The sequence below is a fragment of the Amycolatopsis sp. FBCC-B4732 genome (assembly GCF_023008405.1).
Classification (GTDB): domain Bacteria; phylum Actinomycetota; class Actinomycetes; order Mycobacteriales; family Pseudonocardiaceae; genus Amycolatopsis; species Amycolatopsis pretoriensis_A.
Window position 1 is genome coordinate 5532307 of the sequence record NZ_CP095376.1, and the last position, 22767, is coordinate 5555073.

Consider the following 22767-nt stretch of genomic DNA (forward strand, 5'->3'; position numbering starts at 1 on the left):
GCACGGGAGCGCGTGTGAAGCTCAAGCTGGACCTGCACGACATCTACAACCGCGGCGGCGAGATCGACCGGGCCCTGCGCGCGGTCATCGACGAGGCCGTCGCCAAGAAGGCGCCGCTCGTCGAGATCATCCCCGGCAAGGGGTCGGGTCAGCTGAAGAAGCACGTGCTGCGGTTCCTCGAGCGCAAGGACGTCAAGGCGCTCTACCACCGGGTCGAGAAGGACAAGGACAACTTCGGCCGGGTGTTCGTGCACTTCCGCTGGAAGTGATCAGAACCGGGTGTCGTGCCGGGTTTCGGCCCACGCGCGGTCCCACGCCGCCGAGTGGAGGCGGCCCAGGACGAACCGGCCGGCGCCGTACAAACCGGCCAGGGAGCCCGTGATCGCGACCCACAGCAGGATCGCCGCGAAGACGCCGTCGGCCGCCGACGTCGACGGGGACAGCGGCTCCGCAGTCAGTTCGCCGCGCTGGTCGAGCCAGACGGACACGCGGGTGCCGGCCGGGCTGCCCGCGTCGGCGAGGACGTCGCCGGTGTGGCGGGCGCCGCGGGTGTCGAACCAGGCGGCCTGGACCGTCGTCTGGTCGGCCGGGGCGCCGGCGCCGTCGGTGCTGTAGGTCTGGCTGGGCGCCGCGGCGAGGGAGACCGCCGTCGCCGGGTGGCGGGTCGTGCGCTCCTGCTCGGCGCGGGTGGTCTGCGCGGCGTAGGTCTCGGAGCCGAACGCCGCCGCGAACGGCACGGCCAGCAGCGCGCCGGCGATCACCAGGAGGAGCAGGAGGGACTCGAACCGGTCGCCCGTGCGCGCCAGCGGGTTGCGCCCGGGGTGCAACCGGCGCCGGAACCGGGCGATCCGTCCGCTGGGCCTGCGCATGCGCGACTCACTCCTCCCAGAAGACGTCATCTCGATAACAGTGTGCGCGCAGGGGCTCGACTTTTTCTCGCGAATGGGATGCGGCCCACCTGTGAACCGGTGCACAACCACCCGGTCGTGCTAACTCGCCGCGATCGCCGAGCACAGCGCGTGAGCGATTTCCCGTCCGGTGACGTCGGTGTGGCTCCGCACGAAGCGGTCCGCGCGGAGGTTGTGCGGCACGCCCGGCCGCCAGCGGTAGGTCCCGGTCACCGGGACCAGCTCCGTGGTGACGGCTTCGGCGGTCCGCTGCGCGCCGTCGTGGCCCATGGCGCCGTACGGCGCGTCCCCGATCCGGGCCGCGATCGCGTACGGGACGCCGACGACGAAATCGGCGGCGGAGTGCGTGACCAGGATCGGCCCGCGCACGACCCGCTCGTCCAGCACGTGGCGGAACACGCCCGCGCGGCCGCCGCCCCAGTCCGCGGCGAAGCCGAAGTGGGAAAACGCGGCCTGCAGCAGGGTGAGCGTCGCCAGCGAGCCGGCCGGGAGCGAGCCGGCGGCCGCCGTCACCAGCCGCGCGCCGAAGCTGTGGCCGACGAGGTGGATCTGCGGCCCGCCGGGCGACGTCGCCAGCAGCGGCGCGAGCCCGCGGACGCCCACCTCGTCCGCGCGGGCTTTGAGCTCGTAGCAGGCGAGGAAGTCGAGCAGGTGCGTCGCCGCGGCCTTCCCGAGGCGGTCCATGACGGTGCCGCCGGGGAGGGTGAACAGCTGCGTGGAGGCGTCTTCGTGGTCGTCCGCGCCGCGGGTGGCGACCGACAGCAGCGCGGCGGCGAACGCGGTGCGCGCGGTGGCGCGGACCGGCAGCGCCGGGACCAGGTCGGCGGCGGCGTCGATGGTGAGCCGCTGGCCGGGCACGAGGTCCCGCAGCAGATCGAGCCGCTCCGGCAGCCCGGCGTCCGGCCCGGCGGTTTTCCGCGACGGCCACAGCACGCCGACGAGGGCGATCCCCCGCCCGGCCCCGCCGACCGACCGCATCGACCCGGCGAGGGCCGAGCAGAGCAGGCGCGCGACCAGGTGACCGTCGTTCCAGCCGTGGCAGAGGACGACGAGATCGGTGACGCCCGGGGCGCCGGCCAGCTCCCGAACGGCCGCACCCCGGTCCCCGACGAGCTCACCGGCCGGGCCGAATTCGACCTCGGCGGCCGGGAAACCGCACCACTGCACGAGCTCCTCCTCGGGCGACGACTCCGGGAAAGTCGCGCGCACCTCGGCGCCCGTTACGGGAAACGGGCCGCGGGGTGCAGCCCGCCTCGAACCGGAACCCCGGCCCGCGCACCCGAGCGCAGCGGGCGGCAACCGTGGCCGCCGGTCAGAGCCAGTCGTCCGGGCGGGGCCACGGCATCAGCGCCGCCAGTGCGTCCCGCGCCGGCTCGGTCACCGCGTAACGGCCCCGGTGGAACAGCAGCGGCCGCGCCTCCGAAGGCGCACCCAACGCCGTGACCCGGCCGATCACGACGTAGTGGTCCCCCGCCTCGTGCACCGCCTCGAGAGAACAGTCGATCCACGTCAGCGCGCCGTCGAGCAGCGGCGCCCCGGACGGGGCCGGCGTCCAGGCGACCCGGGCGAACTTGTCCGCACCCCGGGCACCGAACACCGCGCTGATCTCCTGCTGGTCCTCCGCCAGCACGTTGACGGCGAACCGCCCCGCCGCGGCGAGAACCGGCCAGGTCCGCGAAGTCCGGGCCGGGCAGAACAGCACCAGCGGCGGATCCAGCGACAACGCGGCGAACGACTGGCAGGCGAACCCGGCGAGAGTGTCGCCGTCCCGGCCGGTGACCACCGTGACTCCCGTGCAGAAGTGCCCGAGCACGCTGCGGAAGCCGGCCTGGTCGACCGCCATCGCGGTCATGACCCGGGCGGCCGCGCACCGACCGAGAAGTCGTGTCCCCACAACGAAACCGCGGTGCTTTCGCGAGCGATCCAGTTGTCGTCGTCGACCTGGCGGCCTTCGCACCCGAACTCGACGTCGAAGCCACCCGGGGTCTTCATGTAGAAGGAGAGCATCAGGTCGTTGACGTGCCGGCCGAGGGTGGCCGACATCGGGACCTTGCGGCGGATCGCGCGGTCGAGGCACAGGCCGACGTCGTCGGTGTTCTCCACCTCCACCATCAGGTGCACAATCCCGCTCGGCGTGGGCATCGGCAGGAACGCCAGGCTGTGATGGCGCGGGTTGCAGCCGAAGAAGCGCAGCCACGCGGGCGCGCCGTCGGCGGGACGGCCGACCAGCTGCGGTGGCAGGCGCATCGAGTCGCGCAGCCGGAAGCCGAGGACGTCCCGGTAGAACCGCAGCGACGCCTCGTCGTCCTTTGTGGACAAAACGACGTGCCCGAGACCCTGCTCGCCGGTCACGAACTTGTGGCCGTACGGGCTCACCACGCGCCGGTGCTGCAGCGCGACGCCGTGGAACACCTCCTGGGTGTTGCCGGACGGGTCGTCGAAGCTGATCAGCTCGTCGACGCGCCGGTCGGCGAGTTCGTCGGGCGTGCCCTCCTTGTACGGCACGGACGCACTGTCCAACCGGGACCGGATCTCGGCCAGTTCGCCGGCGTTCGCGGCTTCCCACCCGGTGACGGCCAGCCGGTCGGCGGAACCGGGTGAGACGACCAGCCGTGCCGGGAAGTCGTCCATGCGCAGGTAAAGCGCGTCCGGGTCGGTGCCGCTGCCTTCGACCATGCCGAGCACCTTGAGCCCGTACTCGCGCCACGCGGCCATGTCGGTGGCTTCGACGCGCAGGTAGCCCAGTGACCGGATGCCCATCAGGAACTCCCGAGGAAGTCGAGGGCCAGCCGGTTGAACTCGTCGAACTTCTCCAGCTGGGCCCAGTGCCCGCAGCCGCCGAACACGTGCAGCTGCGCGCGCGGAATCGTCTTGCACGCCACCAGCGCGCCGTCCAAGGGATTGACGCGGTCCTCGCGGCCCCAGACCAGCAGCACGCGCTGGCGCAGCCGGTGGGCTTCGCGCCAGAGCATGCCTTCTTCGTAGGTTCCGGGCTGGGCGAACGACATCCCCATCGCGCGCATCGCGGCCAGGGACTCCGGGGTGTTCGCCGCGGCGAAGCGGTCGTCGATCAGCTCGTCGGTGATCAGCTTCTGGTCGTGGACCATGATGCGCAGGAACGCTTCCATGCGCTCACGGCTGGGGTGGGCCGCGAAGCGGCCGAGGTTCTTGACGCCTTCGGTGGGGTCCGGCGCGAACAGGTTGACGCTCAGCCCGCCCGGCCCCATCAGCACCAGCCGCCCGGCGCGCTTGCCGTGGTTCAGCGCCAGCCGGACCGCCGCGCCGCCACCGAGGGAATTGCCGACGAAGTGGGCGCGCTCGATCCCCAGTGCGTCCATCAGCCCGGCGACGGCGTCCGCGCTGTGCCGGAAGTACTGCGGGTGCTCGGTCGGCTTGTCGGAGCGGCCGAACCCGGGCTGGTCGACGGCGATCGTCCGGTAGTGCTTGGCGAACTCCGGCAGGTTGCGCCCGAAGTTGCTCCACGCCGACGCGCCGGGCCCGCCGCCGTGCAGCAGGATGACCGTCTCGGCGTGCTCGGCGCCCGCTTCGTGGTAGTGCAGGTTCAGCGAACCCGCACGGACGTACTTGCCTTCCGGAGCGGCCATCAGTACATCGCGTTCTCGACGGGGAGCCCGAAGGCGCCGGTGCCGAACATGACGTAGGCGCGCTCGGCGTCGTTCGCCGCGTGCACCCGGCCCGCGTGCGCGTCGCGCCAGAAGCGCTGGATCGGCGTGCCGCGCTGGATCGCCCGGCCGCCGGAGTTCTCGAAGAGCCGGTCGATCGCGGCGATCGCGCGTTCGGTGCCGCGCACCTGGTCGCGCCGGACGCGCAGCCGGAGATCGGTGGGCAGCCGCTCCTCGCGCTCGGCCAGTTCGTACAGCTCCTCGATGTTGCGGGTCAGCTGCAGCCACGCCGCGTCGATTTCGCTGGCCGCCTCGGCGATCCGCACCTTGGCGAACGGGTCCTCTTTGGACTGTTCACCGGCGTACGCGGCCCGCACGCGCTTGCGCTGGTGCTCGACGTGCGCGTCGTAGGCGCCTTGGGCCATGCCGATGATCGGCGCGGTGATCGTGGACGGGTGCACCGAACCGTACGGCAGCCGGTACAGCGGCCCGGGGTTGATCGCCTGGCCCGGCACCTTGCACTTCGACGTCGCGATGAAGCTGAGCGCCCGGTGCTGCGGGATGAAGACGTCCTCGACGACGATGTCGTTCGACCCCGTGCCGCGCAGGCCCACGGTGTCCCAGACGTCCACGATCGCGTAGTCCGCGATGGGCAGCAGGTAGGTGCAGAAGTCGACCGGCTTGCCGTCCTTGAACGCGGGTCCCCCGAGCAGCACCCACGTGCAGTGGCCGGAGCCGGAGGAGAAGCTCCAGCGGCCGGAGAGCCGGTAGCCGCCTTCGACGACCTCGGCCTTGCCCATGGGCGCGTACGACGACGAGATCCGCACGTCCTGGTCCGCGCCCCAGACCTCTTGCTGGGCCTGCTGGTCGAACAGCGCCACGTGCCACGGGTGGACGCCGAGGATGGAGGCGACCCAGCCGGTGGACCCGCACGCGCTCGCGATCAGCTTGACCGCGGTGTAGAAGCTCACCGGGTCGGTTTCGAGGCCCCCGAAGGACTTCGGCTGCAGCATCTTGAAGAACCCGGTCTCCTGCAGGGCCTTCACGGACTCCTCGGGGACGTTCCGCGCGTCCTCGGTGTCCTGGGCCCGTTCCCGCAGGACCGGCAGGAGGTCCCGGACCCCGGCGATCACCTGCTCGTTCATGCGCAGTCCTCTCTCGCGTTCACTGCGCCAAGACTAGAACACGTTCTCGTTTTTGTCGAGAACACCCTGCGCCAGCGCGCTGTTGATCCCCGCCCTGCGGCCGGAAAACACGCAGTCGGCCAGGGACAGACCGCTCACGTAGGACCTGGAACAGATTCCCACGGCGGTGCGCCCGGCGGCGTAGAGGCCCGGGATCGGCGCCCCCGCCGCGTTCCGCACCGCGCCGGTGTCCTCGTCCACGACCAGGCCGCCGAGGGTCAGCATCGGCGTCGGGTAGCCGAGGTTCGGCCGTACCGAGATGTCGATGAGCGAGTACGGCGGGTGCGCCAGGCGCCGCGCGAACTCGGCGGGCTTGCCCACCGGATCGCGATCGCCGTGGTAAGCCTCGACGCTGGCGCGCAGCCCCTGCGGGTCGACGCCGGCCTTGCGCGCCACCTCTTCGACCGTCGCGCCGGTCACGCGGCCGCGGCGCAGCAGGTACCGCAGCTGGAGGCCCTGGAACCACTGGCTTTGCGCCTTCGTGTCCCGGCGGGCGTCGGCCACGACCGGCGCGTCGACGAGCAGCCAGCCCCGGCCCCCGTGCTCCTCGATGAGCTTCTCCCCGACCGCGGCGCCGTACCGGGATTCGTCGATGACCCGGCGGCCCGCGGCGTCCACGATGATCCCGCCGAGGAACGCGCTGGGCGGGGTGATGAACCGCCACGCGGAGATCCGGCCGAGCTCGCCGGTAACCCCGCCGGCCTCGACGCCGAGGCGGATGCCCGATCCGTCGTCGGCGGAGGTGCCGAGCGGGAGCCCGCCGCGGTACGCCGGCGCGTGTTCACGCACCAGCTCGCGGTTCGCGATGAACCCGCCCGCGGCGAGCACGACCCCGCGCCGGGCGGAAATCCGCAGCTCACGGCCGTGCTGCCGTTCGAGGCGCGCGACCCGCCGGTGCAGCGACCGGCGCAGCGACGGCACGTAGATCCCGGGCTTCGCGGCGTACTGCGCGAGCCGCCGGTGCCGGGCCCGCACCCCGGCGGGCGCGTCGCGCAGCGTGTCGGCGACGACCCCGGTGACGCGACCGTCCTCCTGGGCCAGCGAGCGCACGCGTGTCTGCGGCAGGACTCGGATCCCGCGCTTCGCCACGGCTTCCTTGAGCCGGGTCATCAGCAGCTTTCCCGAGGTCCCGGGCCCCTTGACGCGGTGACCGCGCGGGGCGGGCTTCGCCGCGTCGCGGAAGCCGCCGGCGGCCTCGCTGCCGGAGTAGTACAGGTAGTGGGCATCGCTCGGATACGACGTCTTGTACGGGCACAGGCTGCCTTCGAACGGCACGCCGTTGCCTTCCAGCCAGGTGATCATCTCGCGACTGCCCTCGCAGAACCGCCGCAACGTCCCTTCGGCGACGACGTCGCCGGCCTCGAGCCGCAGGTAGGCGTACATGGCGTCGACCGAGTCGTCGACGCCGGCGTCGAGCTGCTGGGCGGTCCCGCCGCCCGCGTAGACCACGCCCCCGCTGACCGCGCTGGCGCCACCGCCGTCGAACCGCTCGACGATGACGACGTCGGCTCCCGCGTCGGCCGCTTCGAGGGCGGCGCAGGCGCCGGCCGCTCCGAGCCCCACGATGACCACGTCCGCGACGAGTTCGTCCATGGTCGGTACCCTAGAACTGAAACACGTTCTCGTCTATGGTGACCGAAAGCGTCTCTCAACTGGATACTCGTCTTGTGGAACACGTTACCGATACGGCCGAAAAGCAGGCGGGTGCAGACCGGTGGCGACCCGCTCACCGGCAGCTGTTCCGCCGTGGCTGTCGGCCGGATCGGTAACCATCGACACAGTGAGGTGGCATGACGGAGCAGTTCGACGTCGTCGTCGTCGGCAGTGGCGCCGCCGGGATGACCGCCGCGCTGGCCGCGGCTCACCGCGGTCTGAGCGTCGTAGTCCTCGAAAAGGCGGCCTGCTTCGGTGGCTCGACCGCCCGCTCCGGCGGCGGGGTCTGGCTGCCAGGCAACCACGCTCTGCGCGCCGCCGGGATCGACGAACCGCCCGAGCGGGCTCGTGAGTACCTGGCCTCGATCGTCGGCGACGTCGTGCCGGCCGTCCGGCGGGACGCGTTCCTCGGCCACGGCCCCGAGGTGCTGAAGTTCGTCTGCGACCACACGCCGCTGAAGTTCCGGTGGGTGCGCGACTACAGCGACTACCACCCCGAAGCGCCCGGCGGGCGGCCCGGCGGCCGGTCGGTCGAGCCGATGGCCTTCGACGGCAAGCTGCTCGGCGCCGAATTGGCCCACCTCGAACCGCCGTACAGCGCTCCCCCGCTCGGCGTGCCGATCACCCAGGCCGACTACCGCTGGCTGAGCCTCCTGGCCCGGCACCCGCGCGGCAGCGCCCGGCTGCTTTCGCTGGGCGTCCAGTGGATCGCGGGGAAGCTCCGCGGGCAGCGGCTGCTCAGCATGGGGCAAGCGCTTGCGGCCGGCCTGCGGGTGGGCCTGACCAGGGCGGGCGTCGACGTCCGGCTGAACACGCCGCTGGTCGACCTGCGGGTCGAGGGCGAGCGTGTCACCGGGGTCGTCACCCCGGACGGCGTCGTCGGGGCCCGGCGCGGCGTGATCCTCGCCAGCGGCGGCTTCGAGCAGAACCTGGAGATGCGCGAGAAGTACCAGCGCGCGCCGATCGGCGTCGACTGGACCGTCGGCGCCGCCGCCAACACCGGCGACGGCATCACCGCCGGCATCCAGCTCGGCGCGGCGCTCGACCTGATGGACGACGCCTGGTGGGGGCCGACGCTGCCGCTCACCGGCGGCCCCTGGTTCGCGCTGGCCGAGCGGTCGCGCCCGCGCAGCATCATGGTCGACGCGCGCGGCGAGCGGTTCGTCAACGAGTCCGCGCCGTACGTCGAGGCGGTGCACGCGATGTACGGCGACGGCGACGGGCCCGGCGAGCACATCCCGACCTGGCTGCTGTTCGACCAGCGCTACAAGGACCGCTACATGTTCACCGGCATCGGGCCGCGCCAGCCGCTGCCCGGCCGCTGGTTCAAGGCCGGGATCGCGGCGAAGTCGTCGACGCTGGCCGGGCTGGCGGCGAAGATCGAGGTGCCGGCCGACGCGCTCGAAGCCACGGTGACCCGGTTCAACGGCTTCGCCCGCACCGGCGTCGACGAAGACTTCCGGCGCGGGGTCAGCAAGTACGACCACTACTACGGCGACCCGCGCAACAAACCCAACCCCAGCCTCGGCCCGCTCGACAAGGCTCCGTACTACGCGGTGAAGATCGTGCCCGGCGACCTGGGCACGAAGGGCGGGCTGCGCACCGACGAACAGGCACGCGTGCTGCGCGAGGACGGCTCGGTGGTGCCCGGGCTGTCCGCCGCGGGCAACGTCAGCGCGGCCGTGATGGGCCGGACCTACGCCGGCCCGGGCGCGACCATCGGCCCGGCCATGGTGTTCGGCTACCTTGCGGCGACGCGGCTGGCGAACGAAGATCAAGGCACCACGGGAGGCGAGCGATGACGCAGGAGTCCGTACGCACGATCTACGCCGGTGAGCCGCCGGCCCGGTTCGCCCGCGGCTGGCACTGCCTCGGCCTGGCCGAGCGGTTCCGCGACGGGAAACCCCACGCCGTCACGGCGTTCGGCACGAAACTCGTGGTCTTCGCCGACTCGAAGGGCGGCCTCAACGTCCTCGACGGCTACTGCCGGCACATGGGCGGGGACCTCACCCAGGGCAGCGTGAAGGGCGACGAGGTCGCGTGCCCGTTCCACGACTGGCGCTGGAACGGCAAGGGCAAGTGCGTCTCGATCCCCTACGCCAAGCGGGTTCCGCTGCGCGCGCGGACGCGGTCGTGGACGGCGCTGGAGCGGAACGGCCAGCTCATGGTGTGGCACGACCCGGAGGGCCACCCGCCGCCGGACGAGCTCGCCATCCCGGAGATCGAAGCGGCCGACAGTCCCGAGTGGAGCAACTGGACCTGGGACTCGATCTTCATCGACGGGTCCAACTGCCGCGAGATCATCGACAACGTCGTCGACATGGCGCACTTCTTTTACATTCACTACGCCTACCCGACGTACTTCAAGAACGTCTTCGAAGGCCACATCGCCACGCAGTACCTCAACACCAAGGGCCGCCCGGACATGGGCATGGCGTCGAACTACGGCGGCGAGGACAACCTGCTGCGCTCGGAGGCGTCGTACTTCGGGCCGTCCTACATGATCAACAAGCTGGTGAACTCGTTCCAGGGCTACGAAATCGAGAGCGTGCTCATCAACTGCCACTACCCCGTGACGCCGACGTCGTTCGTGCTGCAGTACGGGATGAAGGTCAAGAAGCAGCACGGGCTCACCGACGAGCACGCGGACAAGATCGCGGCGAAGCTGGCCAAGGGCATCGGCGCCGGCTTCCTGCAGGACGTCGAGATCTGGAAGCACAAGACGCAGATCGACAACCCGCTGCTGTGCGAAGAGGACGGTCCGGTCTACCAGCTTCGCCGCTGGTACCAGCAATTCTACGTCGACGCGGCCGACGTCACCGAGGACATGACCCGGCGCTTCGAGTTCGAAGTGGACACTTCGAAGGCGAACGAGGCGTGGGCGGCCGAGGTGGCGGAGAACCTGGCCCGCCGGAAGACCGAGGCGGAAGTGTGACCACCGCCGAGCAGACCGAGTTCCTCGCGGGCGGGCTGCGACCGCACGAATGCCGCAGCTGCGGGACGTGCGTGCTGGTGAAGAAGAACAGCATCCAGCACACGAGCATCCAGTGGACGTCCCGGCCCGCCGAGACGTGCCCGGTGTTCGCCGACGCGGACGGTCCTTCGGCGCTGCTCGACACGTGCCCGAAACTGGCCGACAGCATCGGCGACGCCGTGCGCGACGGCACGCTGGCGGTGGCCGATGGCTGAGCGGGTCTACACACTGACGGTCGCCGACGTCGTCGTCGAGACGCCGGACGCGCGGTCGGTGGTCTTCGAGGTCCCGCCCGAACACGCTGCGGCCTTTTCCTACACGGCCGGGCAGTTCCTGACGCTGCGGATCCCCAGTGACCGGACGGGTTCGGTGGCACGCTGCTACTCACTGTCGAGCGCGCCGCACGAGAACCGCGTGCAGGTGACGGTCAAGCGCACCGACGGCGGCTTCGGGTCGAGCTGGGTCTGTTCCTCGCTGCGGCCCGGGATGCAGGTCGACGTGCTGGCGCCGGCGGGCGTGTTCTGCCCGGCGTCGGTGGACGAAGACTTCCTGCTGTTCGCCGGTGGCAGCGGCATCACGCCGGTGATGGCCATCCTCAAAACGGCGCTGGAGACCGGATCCGGGCGGGTCGTGCTGGTCTACGCGAACCGCGACGAGAACTCGGTCATCTTCGCGGGCGAGCTGGCGTCGCTGGCCAAGCGCCACGGCGACCGGCTGGTCGTCGTGCACTGGCTGGAAAGCGTCCAGGGCCTGCCGGACGTCTCGCAGCTGCGCGGGCTGGCGTCGGCGTACACGTCGCACGAGGCGTTCCTCTGCGGGCCGGCGCCGTTCATGGCCGCCGTGCGGGAGGCGCTCGGGCAGCTCGGCGTGCCCCGGGACCGGGTGCACGTCGAGAAGTTCACGTCGCTGACCGGAAACCCGTTCGAGGACGTCGTCGCCGAGGAAGAGCCGGAGTCCGGCGAAGCACCGGCGTCGCTGACCGTTTCGCTGGACGGTGACACGCGGTCGATGGCGTGGCCGCGGCAGCGCAAGCTCCTCGACCACCTGCTGGCCGCGGGCATGGACGCGCCGTACTCCTGCCGTGAGGGACAATGCAGCGCGTGCGCGTGCCGGGTGGTCTCGGGCGAGGTGAAGATGCTGCACAACGAGGTCCTCGACGCCGAGGACATGGCGGACGGCATCGTGCTGGCCTGCCAGTCGCTCCCGGTCACCGACGACGTCTCGATCAGCTACGAATAGGAGCCCGCGTGCCCATCAACCCCGACGTCGCGATCGGCGCCGAGATCGGCGAGGTGAGCTTCGCCTGGACGTCGTCGGACGTGCTGCTCTACCACCTGGCGCTGGGCGCGGGGCCCGGTGAGCTGCGCTACACCTACGAGCGGGACCTGGTGGTGCTGCCGACGTTCGCGACGGTCGCGGCCAACCTGCGCGTGTTCGAGCCGCCGGCGGTGTCGTTCCCCGGTGTGGAGATCGACCTGGCGAAGGTGCTGCACGGCAAGCAGGAGATCACCCTGCACCGGCCGATCCCGGTGTCCGGCAAAGCCGTGGCCCGCTCGCGGGTCGCGGACGTGTACGACAAGGGCAAGGCCGCGGTGGTCGTCCAGGAGGTCGCGGTGACCTCGTCCGACGGGAGTCCGTTGTGGACGGCCCGGTCGAGCATCTTCGCCCGCGGCGAAGGCGGGTTCGGCGGCTCGCGGGGTCCGTCGGACCGCATCGAGTGGCCTTCGCGCGAGCCCGACGTCGTGCTCGAGACGCCGACGCTGCCGCAACAGGCGCTGCTGTACCGGCTGTGCGGCGACCGCAACCCGCTGCACGCCGACCCCGAGTTCGCCAAGGCGGCGGGCTTCGACCGGCCGATCCTGCACGGGCTGTGCACGTACGGGATCGTCGCGCGGGTGCTGGTCGACGAGTTCCTCGACGGCGACCCGGCCCGCGTGGCGTCGTTCGCGACGAAGTTCGCCGGCGTGGTCTTCCCCGGCGAGACGCTGCGGATCCGCGTGTGGCGCGAGGACGGCAGGCTGCTGGTCACGACGTCGGCGGCCGAGCGCGACGACGCCCCCGTGCTGGCGGACACGGTGCTGTCCACGCTCTGAACCCCCGCCCGCGCGCCCGCTACCGTGGAGGGGAGCGACTCGGGAGGACGGAACGCGATGCCGGAATACTTCGTGGTGCGGGGAACGGTCGAATCGGGCGACAAGCGCGGCCGTGAGCTGGGCTTTCCCACGGCCAACATCGCCCTGCGCGACCAGGACGGCTCCGTGGGCGACGGCGTGTGGGCGGGCTGGGTCCGCCGAGCCGACGGAACCCCCATCCCGGCCGCGATCTCGGTCGGCCGCCGCCCGACGTACTACGGCGCGGACGGCTACCGCCTGCTGGAGGCCCACCTCCTCGACTTCACCGGCGACCTCTACGACGAGACGCTCGTGGTGTGGCTCGGCTCGCACCTGCGCGACCAGGAGAAGTACTCCTCGGCCGAGGACCTGATCACGGCGCTGAAGAACGACATCGCGACGGCGACCCAGTGGACGCTCACCCACCCGGCCACCGCCCTGCCGGCCGCCGAGGACAGCCCCCTGGGCGAGGTCCGCCGCCTCACCACCTGATCCGCGCGGGTCGCGAGCGGGAAACAGGGTTGGAACACTGTTTCCCACTCACGAGCCCGCGGGCGTCAGAGTGCCGAGGCGAGGAGCAGGTAGCCCATGCCGGCGCCCATCGCCACCCGGCAGATCGCGCGCGAAGCGTGCCCGGAGCCGGCGGCGGTCGCCGTGCCACCGATCGAGTGCAGGGCATGCCCGGTCGCATGCGGTGCCTGCCCGGTCGCGCCGCCGATCGCCCGCAGGGCTCGCCCGGCTGTACCGCCGATCGCATGCGGGGCCTGCCCGGCTGTGCCGCCGATCGCATGCGGGGCCTGCCCGGCTGTGCCGCCGATCGCATACGGGGCCTGCCCGGCCGTGCCGCCCATCACATGCGGGGCCTGCCCGGCCGCGCCGCCGATCGCATGCGGGGCCTGCCCGGCTGTGCCGCCGATCGGGCGCGAGGCGTGCCCGGAGTCGGCCACCGTCGCCGCGCCGCCGATTGCGGGTGAAGCGTGTCCGGCCGTCGTCGCCGTGCCGCGGAGGGCGATCACCCCCGTGCGGACCGCGTCGGCCACGAAATACCCCGCCGCCGCCACCGCCGGCAGCGGCAGGGCCAGCCGGGTGTCCATTGTGGACATCGTCAGCCACGGGCCGTGCGTGCCCGGGTGCGGCATCGCCGTCACCATGTAGAACATCGCCGCCGCCGAGAGGGCGTGGTGGGCGCAGGAGCGCCCCCGCCACCAGGCCGCCGTGAACCAGCCCGTCGTCAGCACCAGCACCGCCTGCCAGCCCGCCGCCGGAATCGGGCCGCCGACCGGGGAGACCATCGCCACCATCGCGACCACCAGCAGCAGCTCGGCCAGGTCGCCGTGGCGGAGGCCGTGGCCCAGCCGCGCGTAGTCGAGGCGGACCAGCCGCAGCACGCACGGCAGCGCCAGGGCCGCGAACACCGCCATGAGCGCCCAGTCGACGACCATCGCGCGCTGTCCTCACTCTCCGTCGTGGGTGATGTCTCCACCGTGACACCCACGACGGCCGCGCACCAGCCGTCAATGAGGTGACGCCTCAGTCACCCGTCAGGATGAGTCCGCTGGTCGGCACGCCCGTGCCCGCCGTGACCAGCACCCGGGACGCGCCGGTGACCTGGTTGACCGCCGTGCCGCGGACCTGCCGGACGCCTTCGGCGATGCCGTTCATGCCGTGGATGTAGGCCTCGCCGAGCTGGCCGCCGTGCGGGTTGAGCGGCAGCGCGCCGTCGAGTTCCAGCGCGCCGCCGGCGATGAAGTCCTTCGCCTCGCCGCGGCCGCAGAAGCCCAGCTCCTCCAGCTGCATCAGGACGTACGGCGTGAAGTGGTCGTACAGCACCGCGACGTCCACATCGGACGGTCCGAGCCCGGACTGGCCCCACAGCTGCCGCCCGACGACGCCCATCTCCGGCAGCGCGGCCAGGTCGTCGCGGTAGTAGCTGGTCATCACGTACTGGTCCGGCCCGCTCCCCTGGGCCGCCGCGGCGATCACCGCCGCCGGCCGCGCGAGGTCGCGGGCGCGCTCCACGCTGGTGACGACCAGCGCGACGCCGCCGTCGCTCTCCTGGCAGCAGTCGAGCAGGTGCAGCGGCTCGGCCACCCAGCGCGACGCCTGGTGCTGCTCCAGGGTGATCGGCCGCTCGTGGAACCACGCGTTCGGGTTGGTCGCCGCGTGCTTGCGGTCGATCACCGCCACGCGGCCGAAGTCCTCGCTGGTCGCGCCGTAGTCGTGGAGGTAGCGCTGCGCGACCATCGCCACGGTGGCCGCCGGGGTCGCGATGCCCATCGGGTAGTGGAAAGCGTTGTCCACCCCCGACGAGTTCACCTGGCCGGCCGCGGCCGGGGACACCTGGCCGAACCGCATCCCCGAGCGCTCGTTGAACGCCCGGTACGCGACGACGACGTCCGCGACCCCGGTCGCCACCGCCATCGCGGCCTGCTGCACGGTCGCCGCCGCCGCGCCGCCGCCGTAGTGGATGCGGCTGAAGAACTTGAGCTCCGGGATGCCGAGTTCCCGCGCCACCGCGATCTCCGCGTTGCCGTCCATGGTGAACGACACCAGTCCGTCCACATCGGACGGCGAGAGCCCGGCGTCGGCGAGTGCGTGCGAGATGCATTCGGCCGCCAGCCGCAGTTCGCTGCGCCCGGAGTCCTTCGAGAACTCGGTCGCGCCGATCCCGGCGATGGCCGCCTTGCCCGAGAGCGTCACGGGAGGGTCACCTCCACGGTGCCGGCGACGTGCTCGCCGAGTGAGTCCACACCGGACACCGACACGACGACGTCGTTGCCGTCGGCGGACACCACCCGGCCGGTGAAGGTCAAGGTGTCGTAGGCGTAGCAGGGCACCCCGAGCCGGATCTTGACCGAGCGGATGAGCGCCTCCGGCCCGGCCCAGTCCGAGACGAACCGCTGCACCAGGCCGGTGTCGGTGAGGATGTTGAGGAAGATGTCCTTCGAGCCGCGCGCCACCGCCGCGTCCCGGTCGTGGTGCACGTCCTGGAAGTCGCGGGTGGCCAGCGCCGTGCTGACGACGAACGTCGGTGTCGTCTCGATCGTCAGCGGCGGCAGTTCCGTTCCTTCGGCGACGGTCATCGGGCCACCTTCCACGCGGGCAGGGTCAGGTCGTCGTCGACCCGGACGAACGCGGCCACCACCGGCAGTCCGATGTGGACTTCCTCCGGCGCGGCGTCGAGCAGCTCCGCCATCACCCGGACCCCTTCTTCCAGTTCCACCAGTGCCACGACGAACGGGAGGTCCTTGCCCGGCACCGGCGGGTGGTGGTGCACGACGTAGGAGAACACCGTCCCGCGGCCGCTCGCGACGACGTAGTCCGGCTTGGCGTCGAGCGCGCCGTCCGGCGGCATCGGGCCGGGCGGGTGCCGCAGCGTCTCGCCCCAGCGCTGGATGCGCAGTTCGCCCCGGCGAAGACCGTCCCAGAAGAACTCGGTGTCCTTGCTGATCACCGGCCGCAGCACCGGCGCCGCCGGCGGCTTCGGCGCGGGCGGCCGGAACTTGAGGACGCGGAACATCATCTCCGCGACGGCTTCGCCCTCGACGTACCAGGTCATCCGCGTGGTGACGAACCAGCCTTCGCCGAGCGCGGTCTTCTTCGGCCCGACGACGTCTTCCAGTTTCGTCCGCGCTTCCACCTGCTCGCCCGGCCGCAGGTAGCGGTGGTAGGTCTGCTCGGAGTTCGTCGCGACGACGGACGTGAACCCGGCTTCGTCCAGTAACTCCATCATCAGGCCGAGCGGGTCGTCGCTGCCGCGCGGGACGTTCAGCCCGCCCATCGTCCACACCTGCGCCATCGCGGGCGGCGCGACCAGTCCCTTGTGGACACTCTGCGCGGCGAACTCCGGGTCGGTGTAGACCGGGTTGGCGTCCCCGATGGCCTCGACCCAGTTGTTCACCATGGCCTGGTTGACCGGGTCCCGCGCCAGGCGCGGCGCGCACTCCCCGCGGGCGGCGATTTCCCGGGCGGTTTCTTCGATGGTCATCGCGGCACCCTCGGCAGGCCCAGGCCGATCGACGCGATCAGCTCCCGTTGGATTTCACTGACCCCGCCGCCGAACGTCAGCACGATGTTGCGCTTGGCGCAGACGTCCAGCCACTCGGCCAGCTCGGCGGTGTCCGGATCGGCCGGATCGCCGTGGCGGGCGACGAGTTCTTCGAGGTTCCGGCCGATCCGCTGGATCACCTCGGAGCTGAACACCTTGGTCGCCGACGCGTCGCCGACCACGACCGGCGCGGTCGCCGAAGACACCGCGACCTGCCAGTTCAGCAGCTCGTTCACCCGCGTCACCGCCATCGCTTCGGCCAGCACGGCCCGCACGTCGGCGAGGTCGAGCAGATCGTGGGCGGCGGCCCAGGCGCGCACGCGGTCGTACATCCCGCCGATGCGCCCGGCCGGTCCGAGCATCACGCGCTCGTGGTTGAGCTGCGTCGTGATCAGCCGCCAGCCCTCGTTCTCCTTGCCCACCAGCCGGTTCACCGGCACGCGAACGTCCGAATAGTACGTCGCGTTGACGTGGTGGGCGCCGTCGCAGGTGATGATCGGCGTCCACGAGTAGCCCGGATCTCTGGTGTCGGTGATGAGGATCGAGATGCCCTTGTGGCGGGGCGCGTCGGGCGCGGTCCGGACGGCGAGCCAGACGTAGTCGGCGTCGTGCCCGCCGGTGGTGAAGATCTTCTGGCCGTTGACGACGTACTCGTCGCCGTCGCGCACCGCCGTCGTCCGCAGCGCCGCGAGGTCGGTGCCGGCTTCCGGTTCGGTGTAGCCGATCGCGAAGTGGATCTCCCCGGCGAGGATCTTGGGCAGGAAGAAGGACTTCTGCTCGTCGGTGCCGAACTGCTGCAGCGTCGGCCCGACGGTCTGCAGCGTCACCGACGGCAGCTGGACGTCGGCGCGCGCGGCCTCGTCGACGAACAGGTGCTGCTCGATCTCGCCGAAACCCTGCCCGCCGTCCTCCTTCGGCCAGCCGACGCCGAGCCGGCCGTCGCGGCCCATCCGGCGGACGATCTCGCGGAACACCGGTCCGTGCCGCTCCCGCCGCATTTCCCGGCGTTCCTCCGGGCTGATCAGCCCGGCGAAGTACGCGCGGAGCTCCGCGCGCAGGTCCTTCTGCGCCGCGGTCAGTTCGACGTGCATCCCGCTCACCCCGCCACTCGTTCGCCGAGCCTGCCGAGCCGGTGCGCGGCGCCGCCGAGCGCCCGGCCGAGATCCTTGACCGCCGACGAATACCGGTGCAGCGGGTAGGTTTCGTCGACGCCGACACCGCCGTGCAGGTGGTGGCAGGTCGCGAGCGCCTTCGGGGCTTCCTCGGCGAGCCAGTAGGCGGCGATGTCCAGTTCGGCGTCCGCGTCGAGGCCGGCGGCCAGCCGCCACACCGCGGACGTCACGGCGAGGTGCACGGTGCGCGCGGCGACGTAGACGTCGGCGATCTGGCCCGCCACCGCCTGGAAGGCCGCCAGCGGACGGCCGAACTGGGCGCGTTCGCCGACGTGCTTGACGGTGAGCGCGAGGGCGCCGGCCACCAGCCCGTCGCCGAGCGCGAGCGCGCCGGCCAGCGCGAACCGGTGCAGCGCCGCGACCGCGCCCCGGTCGAAGAGCAGGTCGGTCTCTTCGACGGCGACGTCGTCGAGCCGCAGGGTGCACTCCGGCGTCCCGGCCGAGTTCCGCGTGGGAACGAGCGTGACGCCGTCGGCGCGCGGGTCGACCAGGTAGACGGCGGTGCCGTGCGGAGTGGTCACCGGCGTGAGGATCCGGGTGGCTTCGGCGGCGTACGGGACCGCCGTCTTCACGCCGTCGAGCAGCCACTTCCCGTTGGCCGCGCGCGCGGAGGCGGCGGGGTCGGCGGTCAGTGGCGTGGACGGCTCGTGCAGCGCCGCGGTGAGCAGCCCTTCCCCGGCCGCGACCGGCGGCAGGAACTCCGCGCGCTGGGCGGGCGTGCCGAGCGTCTCGACCGGCAGGACGCCCAGCGCGAGCGCGGCGTACGCGGGCACCGGCGCGGCGGCCCGGCCGACCTCGGTCAGGACCTGCGCGACTTCGGCGACGCCCAGGCCGTCGCCCTCGAGATCGGGGGGCAGCGCGAGCGCCAGCAAGCCCGATCCGGCGAGGGCGCGCCAGGGATCGTCTTCGGCGCCGAGCACTTTCGCGGCCAGCGCGGCGATCTCGCTCTGCGTGTCGTCAAGGGTGAAGTCCACGCCCGACCTCCGGCTCGGCGCAATACTGGAACATGTTCTAGTCTTAGCCGGAATGGACCGGCGCGGCAACCCCCGGAGGTGCAGCGGCATGGCGGCGACGCGGCGGCTGGTCACCGTGCCGCCCACGGCGGGCGTGCCCGACCCGGTTCCCCTCGAGCTGCCCGGCCGCGGGCGGACGGTGGTCACCGACGTCGGCCCGCGGGACGCGCCCGCGCTCGTCTTGCTGCACTCCGTGGCCTGCACCGGCCTGCTGACCTGGTATCCGGCACTGGCCGGGCTGGCGCGTGATCACCGCGTGGTCGTGTTCGACCAGCGGTGGCACGGCCGGGGCATCCGCTCGCCGGAGTTCCGGCTCGCCGACTGCGCCGGGGACGTGACCGCGGTCGCGGACGCGCTCGGCATCGGCCGGTTCGCGCTCGCGGGGTACTCGATGGGCGGGCTGGTCGCCCAGCTGGTCGCCCGCGCCGAGCCAGAACGTGTTACCGGTTTGGTGCTGTGCTCGACCGCGAGCACCTTCCGCCGCGGGCTGCGGCAGCGCGTCGCGCTCGACGTCTTCGGCCGGACGGTGCGGCAGCTGCGCGAGCGCGTGAAGCTGCCGGTCGTGCCCGCGGCCCCGCTGCGGCGCGTCGAGGACCACCGGTGGGGGCTGCGGGAGTTCCGCTCGACCAAGCCGTGGGAGATCGCCGTCGCCGTCGACGAGATCGGCCGGTTCGACTCGACGCCGTGGCTCCACACCTTGCGGCTGCCCACGGCGGTCGTCGTGACCGGCCGGGACCGGTTCATCGCGCCCCACCACCAGCGGTCGCTCGCCCGCCGGATCCCGGGCGCGGCCACCTACGAAGTCGCGGCCGGGCACGCCGCGTGCGTCCTGGCCGCCGACCGGTGGGTACCCGCCCTGCTCGCCGCCGTCCACTCCCTCTGAGGAAGGAACCACGATGGGACGCTTCAGCCTGCCGGAGCAGAAACCCGACGGCCTCGACTCGCCGGTGACGGCGAAGGTCATGAAGTACGGCGCGAAGGCGCAGGTCGCGGTCTTCAAGCTGACCGGCGGCCGGATCGGCAGCACCTGGCGGGTCGGGGCCGGGTTCCGCAAGCCGGTGCCGACGCTGCTGCTGGAGCACCGCGGCCGCAAGTCCGGGCGCCGGTTCACCACCCCGCTGCTCTACCTGCGGTCCGGCGGGGACGTCGTCATCGTCGCCTCGCAGGGCGGGCTGCCGCGGCACCCGCAGTGGTACTTCAACCTGCGGGCGGACCCCGAGACCCGCATCCACCTGAGGGGACGCCGGGACGTCCCGGTGACGGCCCGCGTCGCGGCGCCGGCCGAACGCGCCGAGCTGTGGCCGCGCCTGGTCGAGCTCTACGCGGACTTCGCGAAGTACCAGGCGTGGACCGACCGGGAGATCCCGGTCGTCGTGCTCAGCCCGCGGCCTTGAGCAGCTGGCCGAGGGCCTCCGGCAGCGCGCCGGCGAGCGGCCAGAGGTCCTTGACCAGCTCGCGCGCGCCCAGCAGGCCGACGTGCACCTTGCCCGCGTTGGACAGCACGGTGACGTTCAGGCCCGCGCCGTGGAAGACCGGGCCGAGCGGGTAGAGGCCGGTGATCCGCGCGCCGAGGAAGTACAGCGGCATCGGCGGGCCGGGCACGTTGGAGACGACCAGGTTGTGCACCACCGGGTGCTTCTCGGCCAGGCGCAGCGCCGAGTACGCGCGCACGGCGAGGCCGAACGCCGTCGCGGCCGAGAACTGCGCCCAGTCCTGCAGCATGTCGGCGTCGATGTCGTGGTGGTGGTCCTTCGAGAGCCGGTTGGCCTCGGCGAGGAAGAACACCCGCGCGGCCGGGTCGGGCAGGTGCGTCGGGAGCGAGGCGAAGAACGCGGAAACCTTGTTGCTGCCGTGGTCGCGCTCGGTCCGGTCGTGCACCGAGACCGGGACGGTCGCGACCAGCGGATCGTCCGGCAGCTCACCGCGCGCTTCGAGGAACTCGCGCAGCGCGCCGGCGACGAGCGCGAGCACGACGTCGTTCACCGTGACCCCGAAGGCGTTCTTGACGCTCTTGACCTCGTCGAGGTCCAGCTGGGCGAACGCGACGCTGCGGTGCCCGGTGATCGTGCCGTTCAGCGACGTCCGCGGCGCGGTGAACGGGATCGGCATCCCCTTGCCCCGCAGGGCTTTCCCGAGCCACCGCGGCACCAGCTCCAGCAGGCCGGGCAGCAGCCGGACCACTTCGGCGGGCCGTCGCACGACGTTCCCGGCGCCCTCGCGGAGCAGGTCCAGCGGCGAGGGCGCGGCCGGGTTGCGCGGCTGCTCGATCGCCGGGGCGGGCGCGTCGGGCTCCAGGCCGGCGAGGTGGGTGATCAGGCTGGCGCCGCTCACGCCGTCGACGCTGGCGTGGTGCATCTTCAGCAGCACGGCGATCTGCCCGTCGGCCAGTCCTTCGATGACGTGGAGCTGCCACAGCGGCTGCGCGCGGTCGAGCTGCTGCCCGGCGATGTGCGCGCACAGCTCGGCCAGCTCGGTGCGGTCGCCGGGGGCCGGGACGCCGATGCGGTGCACGTGGTGGTCGAGGTCGAAGTCGTCGTCCTCGATCCACACGGGATGGCCCAGGTTCCAGAGGGGATTGTGCAGTTTGCGGCGGAACGCCGGGATCAGCGCGACGCGTTCTTCGAGCCGCGCCTTGAGTTTCGCGAAGCTGTAGCCGCCGGGGACGGTCGAGCCGTCGAGGGTGAGCAGCCCGCAGACGTGCAGGACCTGGGACGGCGTCTCGAGGTACAGGAAGCTCGCGTCGAGGCCGCTCAGTCTCTGCATGGCGCCAGGGTAAGCCACTTCCGGTGAGCGGCGCGTCACCCTACTCACCGGTATCATCGCGCTGGTGCAGCCGAACTTCCTGATCCGCCGCGCGGTCCAGCTCGGTCTGGCGGCGAACGCGCTCCGCCCCCTGCGGGCCCGCTCGACGACGATCCCGGTGTTCTTCGCCGGGTGGCTGACCGCCGAGCTGGCGCCCCAGCTCCTGGCCCTGACCGCGGCCGACACCGCGCTCCACCTGGCCCGCCACGGCGCCCGCGACCGCTCGACGCAGGCGGGCCTGGCCATGGCCGCCGCGTCCGCCGCCGGCCTGGGCGCGCTGATCCGCACGGGCCACGGCGCCCGCGAAGAGATCGAGGGCGCGCTGACCGCGGCGCTCGGCGAGGACTACGCGGCCGAGCTGGGCCGCTCCGACCTCGGCCTCCCGTGGAGCGAGCTGGCGCTGCCGTTCCGGATGGGCGCCCCGGACGTCCGGGTGGACCGCAACATCGCGTACGCCCCGGGCGGTAAGCGGTTCCTGCTCGACGTGTACCGGCCCGCCGAGCCGGTGTCCGGTGCCCCGGTGCTGCTGCAGGTCCACGGCGGTGCGTGGGTGATCGGCAACAAGGAGGAGCAGGGCCGCCCCCTGATGCGCTACCTGGCCCGCCGCGGCTGGGTGTGCGTGGCGATCAACTACCCGCTCTCCCCCACCCACCGCTGGCCGGCGCACATCGTGGCGGCGAAGCAGTCGCTGGCGTGGATCCGTTCACAGATAGCGTCGTACGGCGGCGACCCCCGTTTCGTCGCGGTGACCGGCGGTTCGGCGGGCGGTCACCTGTCGGCGTTGCTGGCACTGTCGCAGAACGACCCGGCGCTGCAGCCGGAGTTCGAGGACGCGGACACGAGCGTCCAGGCCTGCGTCCCGCACTACGGCGTGTACGACTTCGCGGCGACGTCGGGTTCGCGCGCGAGTCAGTACCGGCTGGAGAGCCTGCTCGCGAGGCGCGTGTTCGCCCCCGACCGCGACCCGGTCAACCACCTGGACGACTACATCGCGGCCTCACCGATGGACCGGGTGAGTTCGGACGCCCCGCCGTTCTTCGTGATCCACGGCCGCGACGATTCGCTGGTCCCGGTGCGCGAGGCCCGCGAGTTCGTCCGCCGGCTGCGGGAGAAGTCCCGGCAGCCGGTGGCGTACGCGGAGCTGGCGGGAGCGCAGCACGCGTTCGACGTGTTCACGTCGGTGCGGAGCGCGCACGTGGTCCGCGGGGTGGCCCGCTTCCTGGACCACACGTACAACGTCTGGAAGGCAGCGAACCGGTAGGCGCCGGCCGGGGCCACG

24 protein-coding genes are annotated in these 22767 nt (G+C 72.2%); 10 read left to right on the forward strand and 14 right to left on the reverse strand.

Annotated features, from left to right (window positions below):
* Positions 1-14 precede the first annotated feature (14 nt).
* Positions 15-269 carry a Smr/MutS family protein gene (locus MUY14_RS23800; RefSeq protein ID WP_009075408.1) on the forward strand — a complete coding sequence of 85 codons (255 nt, stop codon included), beginning with the start codon at positions 15-17 and terminating at the stop codon, positions 267-269.
* Here MUY14_RS23800 and MUY14_RS23805 read toward each other — a convergent pair whose 3' ends face one another.
* The 7 genes from MUY14_RS23805 to MUY14_RS23835 all read right to left on the reverse strand — a co-directional run bounded on the left by MUY14_RS23805 (position 270) and on the right by MUY14_RS23835 (position 7308).
* Positions 270-869, reverse strand: coding sequence for a hypothetical protein (locus MUY14_RS23805; protein ID WP_247011970.1), 600 nt, complete (start codon positions 867-869; stop codon positions 270-272).
* 120 nt (positions 870-989) lie between these two features.
* On the reverse strand, positions 990-2117 hold the full coding sequence (locus MUY14_RS23810; RefSeq protein WP_247011972.1) for an alpha/beta fold hydrolase: 1128 nt from the start codon (positions 2115-2117) through the stop codon (positions 990-992).
* Positions 2118-2220: 103 nt separating this feature from the next.
* Complete coding sequence (hsaB, locus tag MUY14_RS23815) at positions 2221-2760, reverse strand: 3-hydroxy-9,10-secoandrosta-1,3,5(10)-triene-9,17-dione monooxygenase reductase subunit (protein WP_247011974.1); 540 nt, start codon at positions 2758-2760, stop codon at positions 2221-2223.
* Positions 2757-3668 (reverse strand): iron-dependent extradiol dioxygenase HsaC, encoded by a 912-nt coding sequence (hsaC, locus tag MUY14_RS23820; protein ID WP_247011976.1) that lies wholly within the window; start codon positions 3666-3668, stop codon positions 2757-2759. The genes hsaB and hsaC overlap by 4 nt, the downstream gene beginning before the upstream one ends.
* The gene (hsaD, locus tag MUY14_RS23825; RefSeq protein WP_247011978.1) at positions 3668-4513 is read right to left on the reverse strand and encodes a 4,5:9,10-diseco-3-hydroxy-5,9,17-trioxoandrosta-1(10),2-diene-4-oate hydrolase; all 846 of its coding nucleotides are present in this window, start codon (positions 4511-4513) and stop codon (positions 3668-3670) included. Before hsaD ends, hsaC begins: the two co-directional genes overlap by 1 nt.
* Positions 4513-5676: a 3-hydroxy-9,10-secoandrosta-1,3,5(10)-triene-9,17-dione monooxygenase oxygenase subunit gene (gene hsaA / locus MUY14_RS23830; protein ID WP_247011980.1), complete on the reverse strand. Its 1164-nt coding sequence runs from the start codon at positions 5674-5676 to the stop codon at positions 4513-4515. The genes hsaD and hsaA overlap by 1 nt, the downstream gene beginning before the upstream one ends.
* 33 nt (positions 5677-5709) lie before the next feature.
* On the reverse strand, positions 5710-7308 hold the full coding sequence (locus MUY14_RS23835; RefSeq protein WP_247011982.1) for an FAD-binding protein: 1599 nt from the start codon (positions 7306-7308) through the stop codon (positions 5710-5712).
* A 197-nt stretch (positions 7309-7505) separates the two neighbouring features.
* Here MUY14_RS23835 and kstD point away from each other — a divergent pair, with 197 nt between their 5' ends.
* From kstD to MUY14_RS23865, 6 genes are read left to right on the forward strand one after another with little or no spacing between them, the layout of a single operon-like run.
* Positions 7506-9170, forward strand: coding sequence for a 3-oxosteroid 1-dehydrogenase (gene kstD, locus MUY14_RS23840; RefSeq protein ID WP_247011984.1), 1665 nt, complete (start codon positions 7506-7508; stop codon positions 9168-9170).
* The gene (locus tag MUY14_RS23845; protein ID WP_247011986.1) at positions 9167-10303 is read left to right on the forward strand and encodes a Rieske 2Fe-2S domain-containing protein; all 1137 of its coding nucleotides are present in this window, start codon (positions 9167-9169) and stop codon (positions 10301-10303) included. The genes kstD and MUY14_RS23845 overlap by 4 nt, the downstream gene beginning before the upstream one ends.
* Entirely contained in the window at positions 10300-10557 is a 258-nt protein-coding gene (locus MUY14_RS23850; RefSeq protein WP_247011988.1) for a hypothetical protein, read from the forward strand. The genes MUY14_RS23845 and MUY14_RS23850 overlap by 4 nt, the downstream gene beginning before the upstream one ends.
* The gene (locus MUY14_RS23855) at positions 10550-11581 is read left to right on the forward strand and encodes a ferredoxin--NADP reductase (protein ID WP_247011990.1); all 1032 of its coding nucleotides are present in this window, start codon (positions 10550-10552) and stop codon (positions 11579-11581) included. Before MUY14_RS23850 ends, MUY14_RS23855 begins: the two co-directional genes overlap by 8 nt.
* An 8-nt stretch (positions 11582-11589) precedes the next feature.
* Positions 11590-12435 carry a MaoC/PaaZ C-terminal domain-containing protein gene (locus MUY14_RS23860; protein WP_247011992.1) on the forward strand — a complete coding sequence of 282 codons (846 nt, stop codon included), beginning with the start codon at positions 11590-11592 and terminating at the stop codon, positions 12433-12435.
* A 57-nt stretch (positions 12436-12492) separates the two neighbouring features.
* Positions 12493-12945 carry a riboflavin kinase gene (locus MUY14_RS23865; protein ID WP_247011994.1) on the forward strand — a complete coding sequence of 151 codons (453 nt, stop codon included), beginning with the start codon at positions 12493-12495 and terminating at the stop codon, positions 12943-12945.
* A 65-nt stretch (positions 12946-13010) separates the two neighbouring features.
* Here MUY14_RS23865 and MUY14_RS23870 read toward each other — a convergent pair whose 3' ends face one another.
* The 6 genes from MUY14_RS23870 to MUY14_RS23895 all read right to left on the reverse strand — a co-directional run bounded on the left by MUY14_RS23870 (position 13011) and on the right by MUY14_RS23895 (position 18647).
* Positions 13011-13895 carry a DUF5134 domain-containing protein gene (locus MUY14_RS23870; protein WP_247011996.1) on the reverse strand — a complete coding sequence of 295 codons (885 nt, stop codon included), beginning with the start codon at positions 13893-13895 and terminating at the stop codon, positions 13011-13013.
* Positions 13896-13983: 88 nt separating this feature from the next.
* The gene (locus MUY14_RS23875) at positions 13984-15153 is read right to left on the reverse strand and encodes a lipid-transfer protein (protein ID WP_247011998.1); all 1170 of its coding nucleotides are present in this window, start codon (positions 15151-15153) and stop codon (positions 13984-13986) included.
* Entirely contained in the window at positions 15150-15536 is a 387-nt protein-coding gene (locus MUY14_RS23880; protein ID WP_247012000.1) for an acyl dehydratase, read from the reverse strand. The genes MUY14_RS23875 and MUY14_RS23880 overlap by 4 nt, the downstream gene beginning before the upstream one ends.
* A complete protein-coding gene (locus tag MUY14_RS23885; RefSeq protein WP_247012002.1) occupies positions 15533-16441 on the reverse strand; it encodes a bifunctional MaoC family dehydratase N-terminal/OB-fold nucleic acid binding domain-containing protein in 909 nt (302 codons plus the stop codon). Before MUY14_RS23885 ends, MUY14_RS23880 begins: the two co-directional genes overlap by 4 nt.
* Positions 16438-17592, reverse strand: a complete 1155-nt coding sequence (locus tag MUY14_RS23890) for an acyl-CoA dehydrogenase family protein (RefSeq protein WP_247012004.1) — start codon at positions 17590-17592, stop codon at positions 16438-16440. Before MUY14_RS23890 ends, MUY14_RS23885 begins: the two co-directional genes overlap by 4 nt.
* A 5-nt stretch (positions 17593-17597) precedes the next feature.
* On the reverse strand, positions 17598-18647 hold the full coding sequence (locus tag MUY14_RS23895) for an acyl-CoA dehydrogenase family protein (protein WP_247012006.1): 1050 nt from the start codon (positions 18645-18647) through the stop codon (positions 17598-17600).
* Between the two features lie 88 nt (positions 18648-18735).
* Here MUY14_RS23895 and MUY14_RS23900 point away from each other — a divergent pair, with 88 nt between their 5' ends.
* Positions 18736-19569: an alpha/beta fold hydrolase gene (locus tag MUY14_RS23900; protein WP_247012008.1), complete on the forward strand. Its 834-nt coding sequence runs from the start codon at positions 18736-18738 to the stop codon at positions 19567-19569.
* Between the two features lie 13 nt (positions 19570-19582).
* Positions 19583-20080 carry a nitroreductase family deazaflavin-dependent oxidoreductase gene (locus MUY14_RS23905; RefSeq protein ID WP_247012010.1) on the forward strand — a complete coding sequence of 166 codons (498 nt, stop codon included), beginning with the start codon at positions 19583-19585 and terminating at the stop codon, positions 20078-20080.
* On the opposite strand, the gene MUY14_RS23910 is transcribed toward MUY14_RS23905, so the two are convergent.
* Positions 20064-21449: a wax ester/triacylglycerol synthase family O-acyltransferase gene (locus MUY14_RS23910; protein ID WP_247012012.1), complete on the reverse strand. Its 1386-nt coding sequence runs from the start codon at positions 21447-21449 to the stop codon at positions 20064-20066. The two genes, MUY14_RS23905 and MUY14_RS23910, sit on opposite strands and share 17 nt — an antisense overlap.
* Before the next feature lie 64 nt (positions 21450-21513).
* Here MUY14_RS23910 and MUY14_RS23915 point away from each other — a divergent pair, with 64 nt between their 5' ends.
* Positions 21514-22749 carry an alpha/beta hydrolase gene (locus MUY14_RS23915; protein ID WP_247012014.1) on the forward strand — a complete coding sequence of 412 codons (1236 nt, stop codon included), beginning with the start codon at positions 21514-21516 and terminating at the stop codon, positions 22747-22749.
* Positions 22750-22767 lie beyond the last annotated feature (18 nt).

Coding starts and splice junctions, on each gene's coding strand:
- MUY14_RS23870 (WP_247011996.1), bottom strand. CDS start 13,895: ATGGTCGTCGACTGGGCGCTCATGGCGGTGTTCGCGGCCCTGGCGCTG.
- hsaC (WP_247011976.1), bottom strand. CDS start 3,668: ATGGGCATCCGGTCACTGGGCTACCTGCGCGTCGAAGCCACCGACATG.
- MUY14_RS23865 (WP_247011994.1), top strand. CDS start 12,493: ATGCCGGAATACTTCGTGGTGCGGGGAACGGTCGAATCGGGCGACAAG.
- MUY14_RS23910 (WP_247012012.1), bottom strand. CDS start 21,449: ATGCAGAGACTGAGCGGCCTCGACGCGAGCTTCCTGTACCTCGAGACG.
- hsaB (WP_247011974.1), bottom strand. CDS start 2,760: ATGACCGCGATGGCGGTCGACCAGGCCGGCTTCCGCAGCGTGCTCGGG.
- MUY14_RS23835 (WP_247011982.1), bottom strand. CDS start 7,308: ATGGACGAACTCGTCGCGGACGTGGTCATCGTGGGGCTCGGAGCGGCC.
- kstD (WP_247011984.1), top strand. CDS start 7,506: ATGACGGAGCAGTTCGACGTCGTCGTCGTCGGCAGTGGCGCCGCCGGG.
- MUY14_RS23805 (WP_247011970.1), bottom strand. CDS start 869: ATGCGCAGGCCCAGCGGACGGATCGCCCGGTTCCGGCGCCGGTTGCAC.
- hsaD (WP_247011978.1), bottom strand. CDS start 4,513: ATGGCCGCTCCGGAAGGCAAGTACGTCCGTGCGGGTTCGCTGAACCTG.
- MUY14_RS23885 (WP_247012002.1), bottom strand. CDS start 16,441: ATGACCATCGAAGAAACCGCCCGGGAAATCGCCGCCCGCGGGGAGTGC.
- MUY14_RS23845 (WP_247011986.1), top strand. CDS start 9,167: ATGACGCAGGAGTCCGTACGCACGATCTACGCCGGTGAGCCGCCGGCC.
- MUY14_RS23855 (WP_247011990.1), top strand. CDS start 10,550: ATGGCTGAGCGGGTCTACACACTGACGGTCGCCGACGTCGTCGTCGAG.
- hsaA (WP_247011980.1), bottom strand. CDS start 5,676: ATGAACGAGCAGGTGATCGCCGGGGTCCGGGACCTCCTGCCGGTCCTG.
- MUY14_RS23905 (WP_247012010.1), top strand. CDS start 19,583: ATGGGACGCTTCAGCCTGCCGGAGCAGAAACCCGACGGCCTCGACTCG.
- MUY14_RS23880 (WP_247012000.1), bottom strand. CDS start 15,536: ATGACCGTCGCCGAAGGAACGGAACTGCCGCCGCTGACGATCGAGACG.
- MUY14_RS23890 (WP_247012004.1), bottom strand. CDS start 17,592: ATGCACGTCGAACTGACCGCGGCGCAGAAGGACCTGCGCGCGGAGCTC.
- MUY14_RS23900 (WP_247012008.1), top strand. CDS start 18,736: ATGGCGGCGACGCGGCGGCTGGTCACCGTGCCGCCCACGGCGGGCGTG.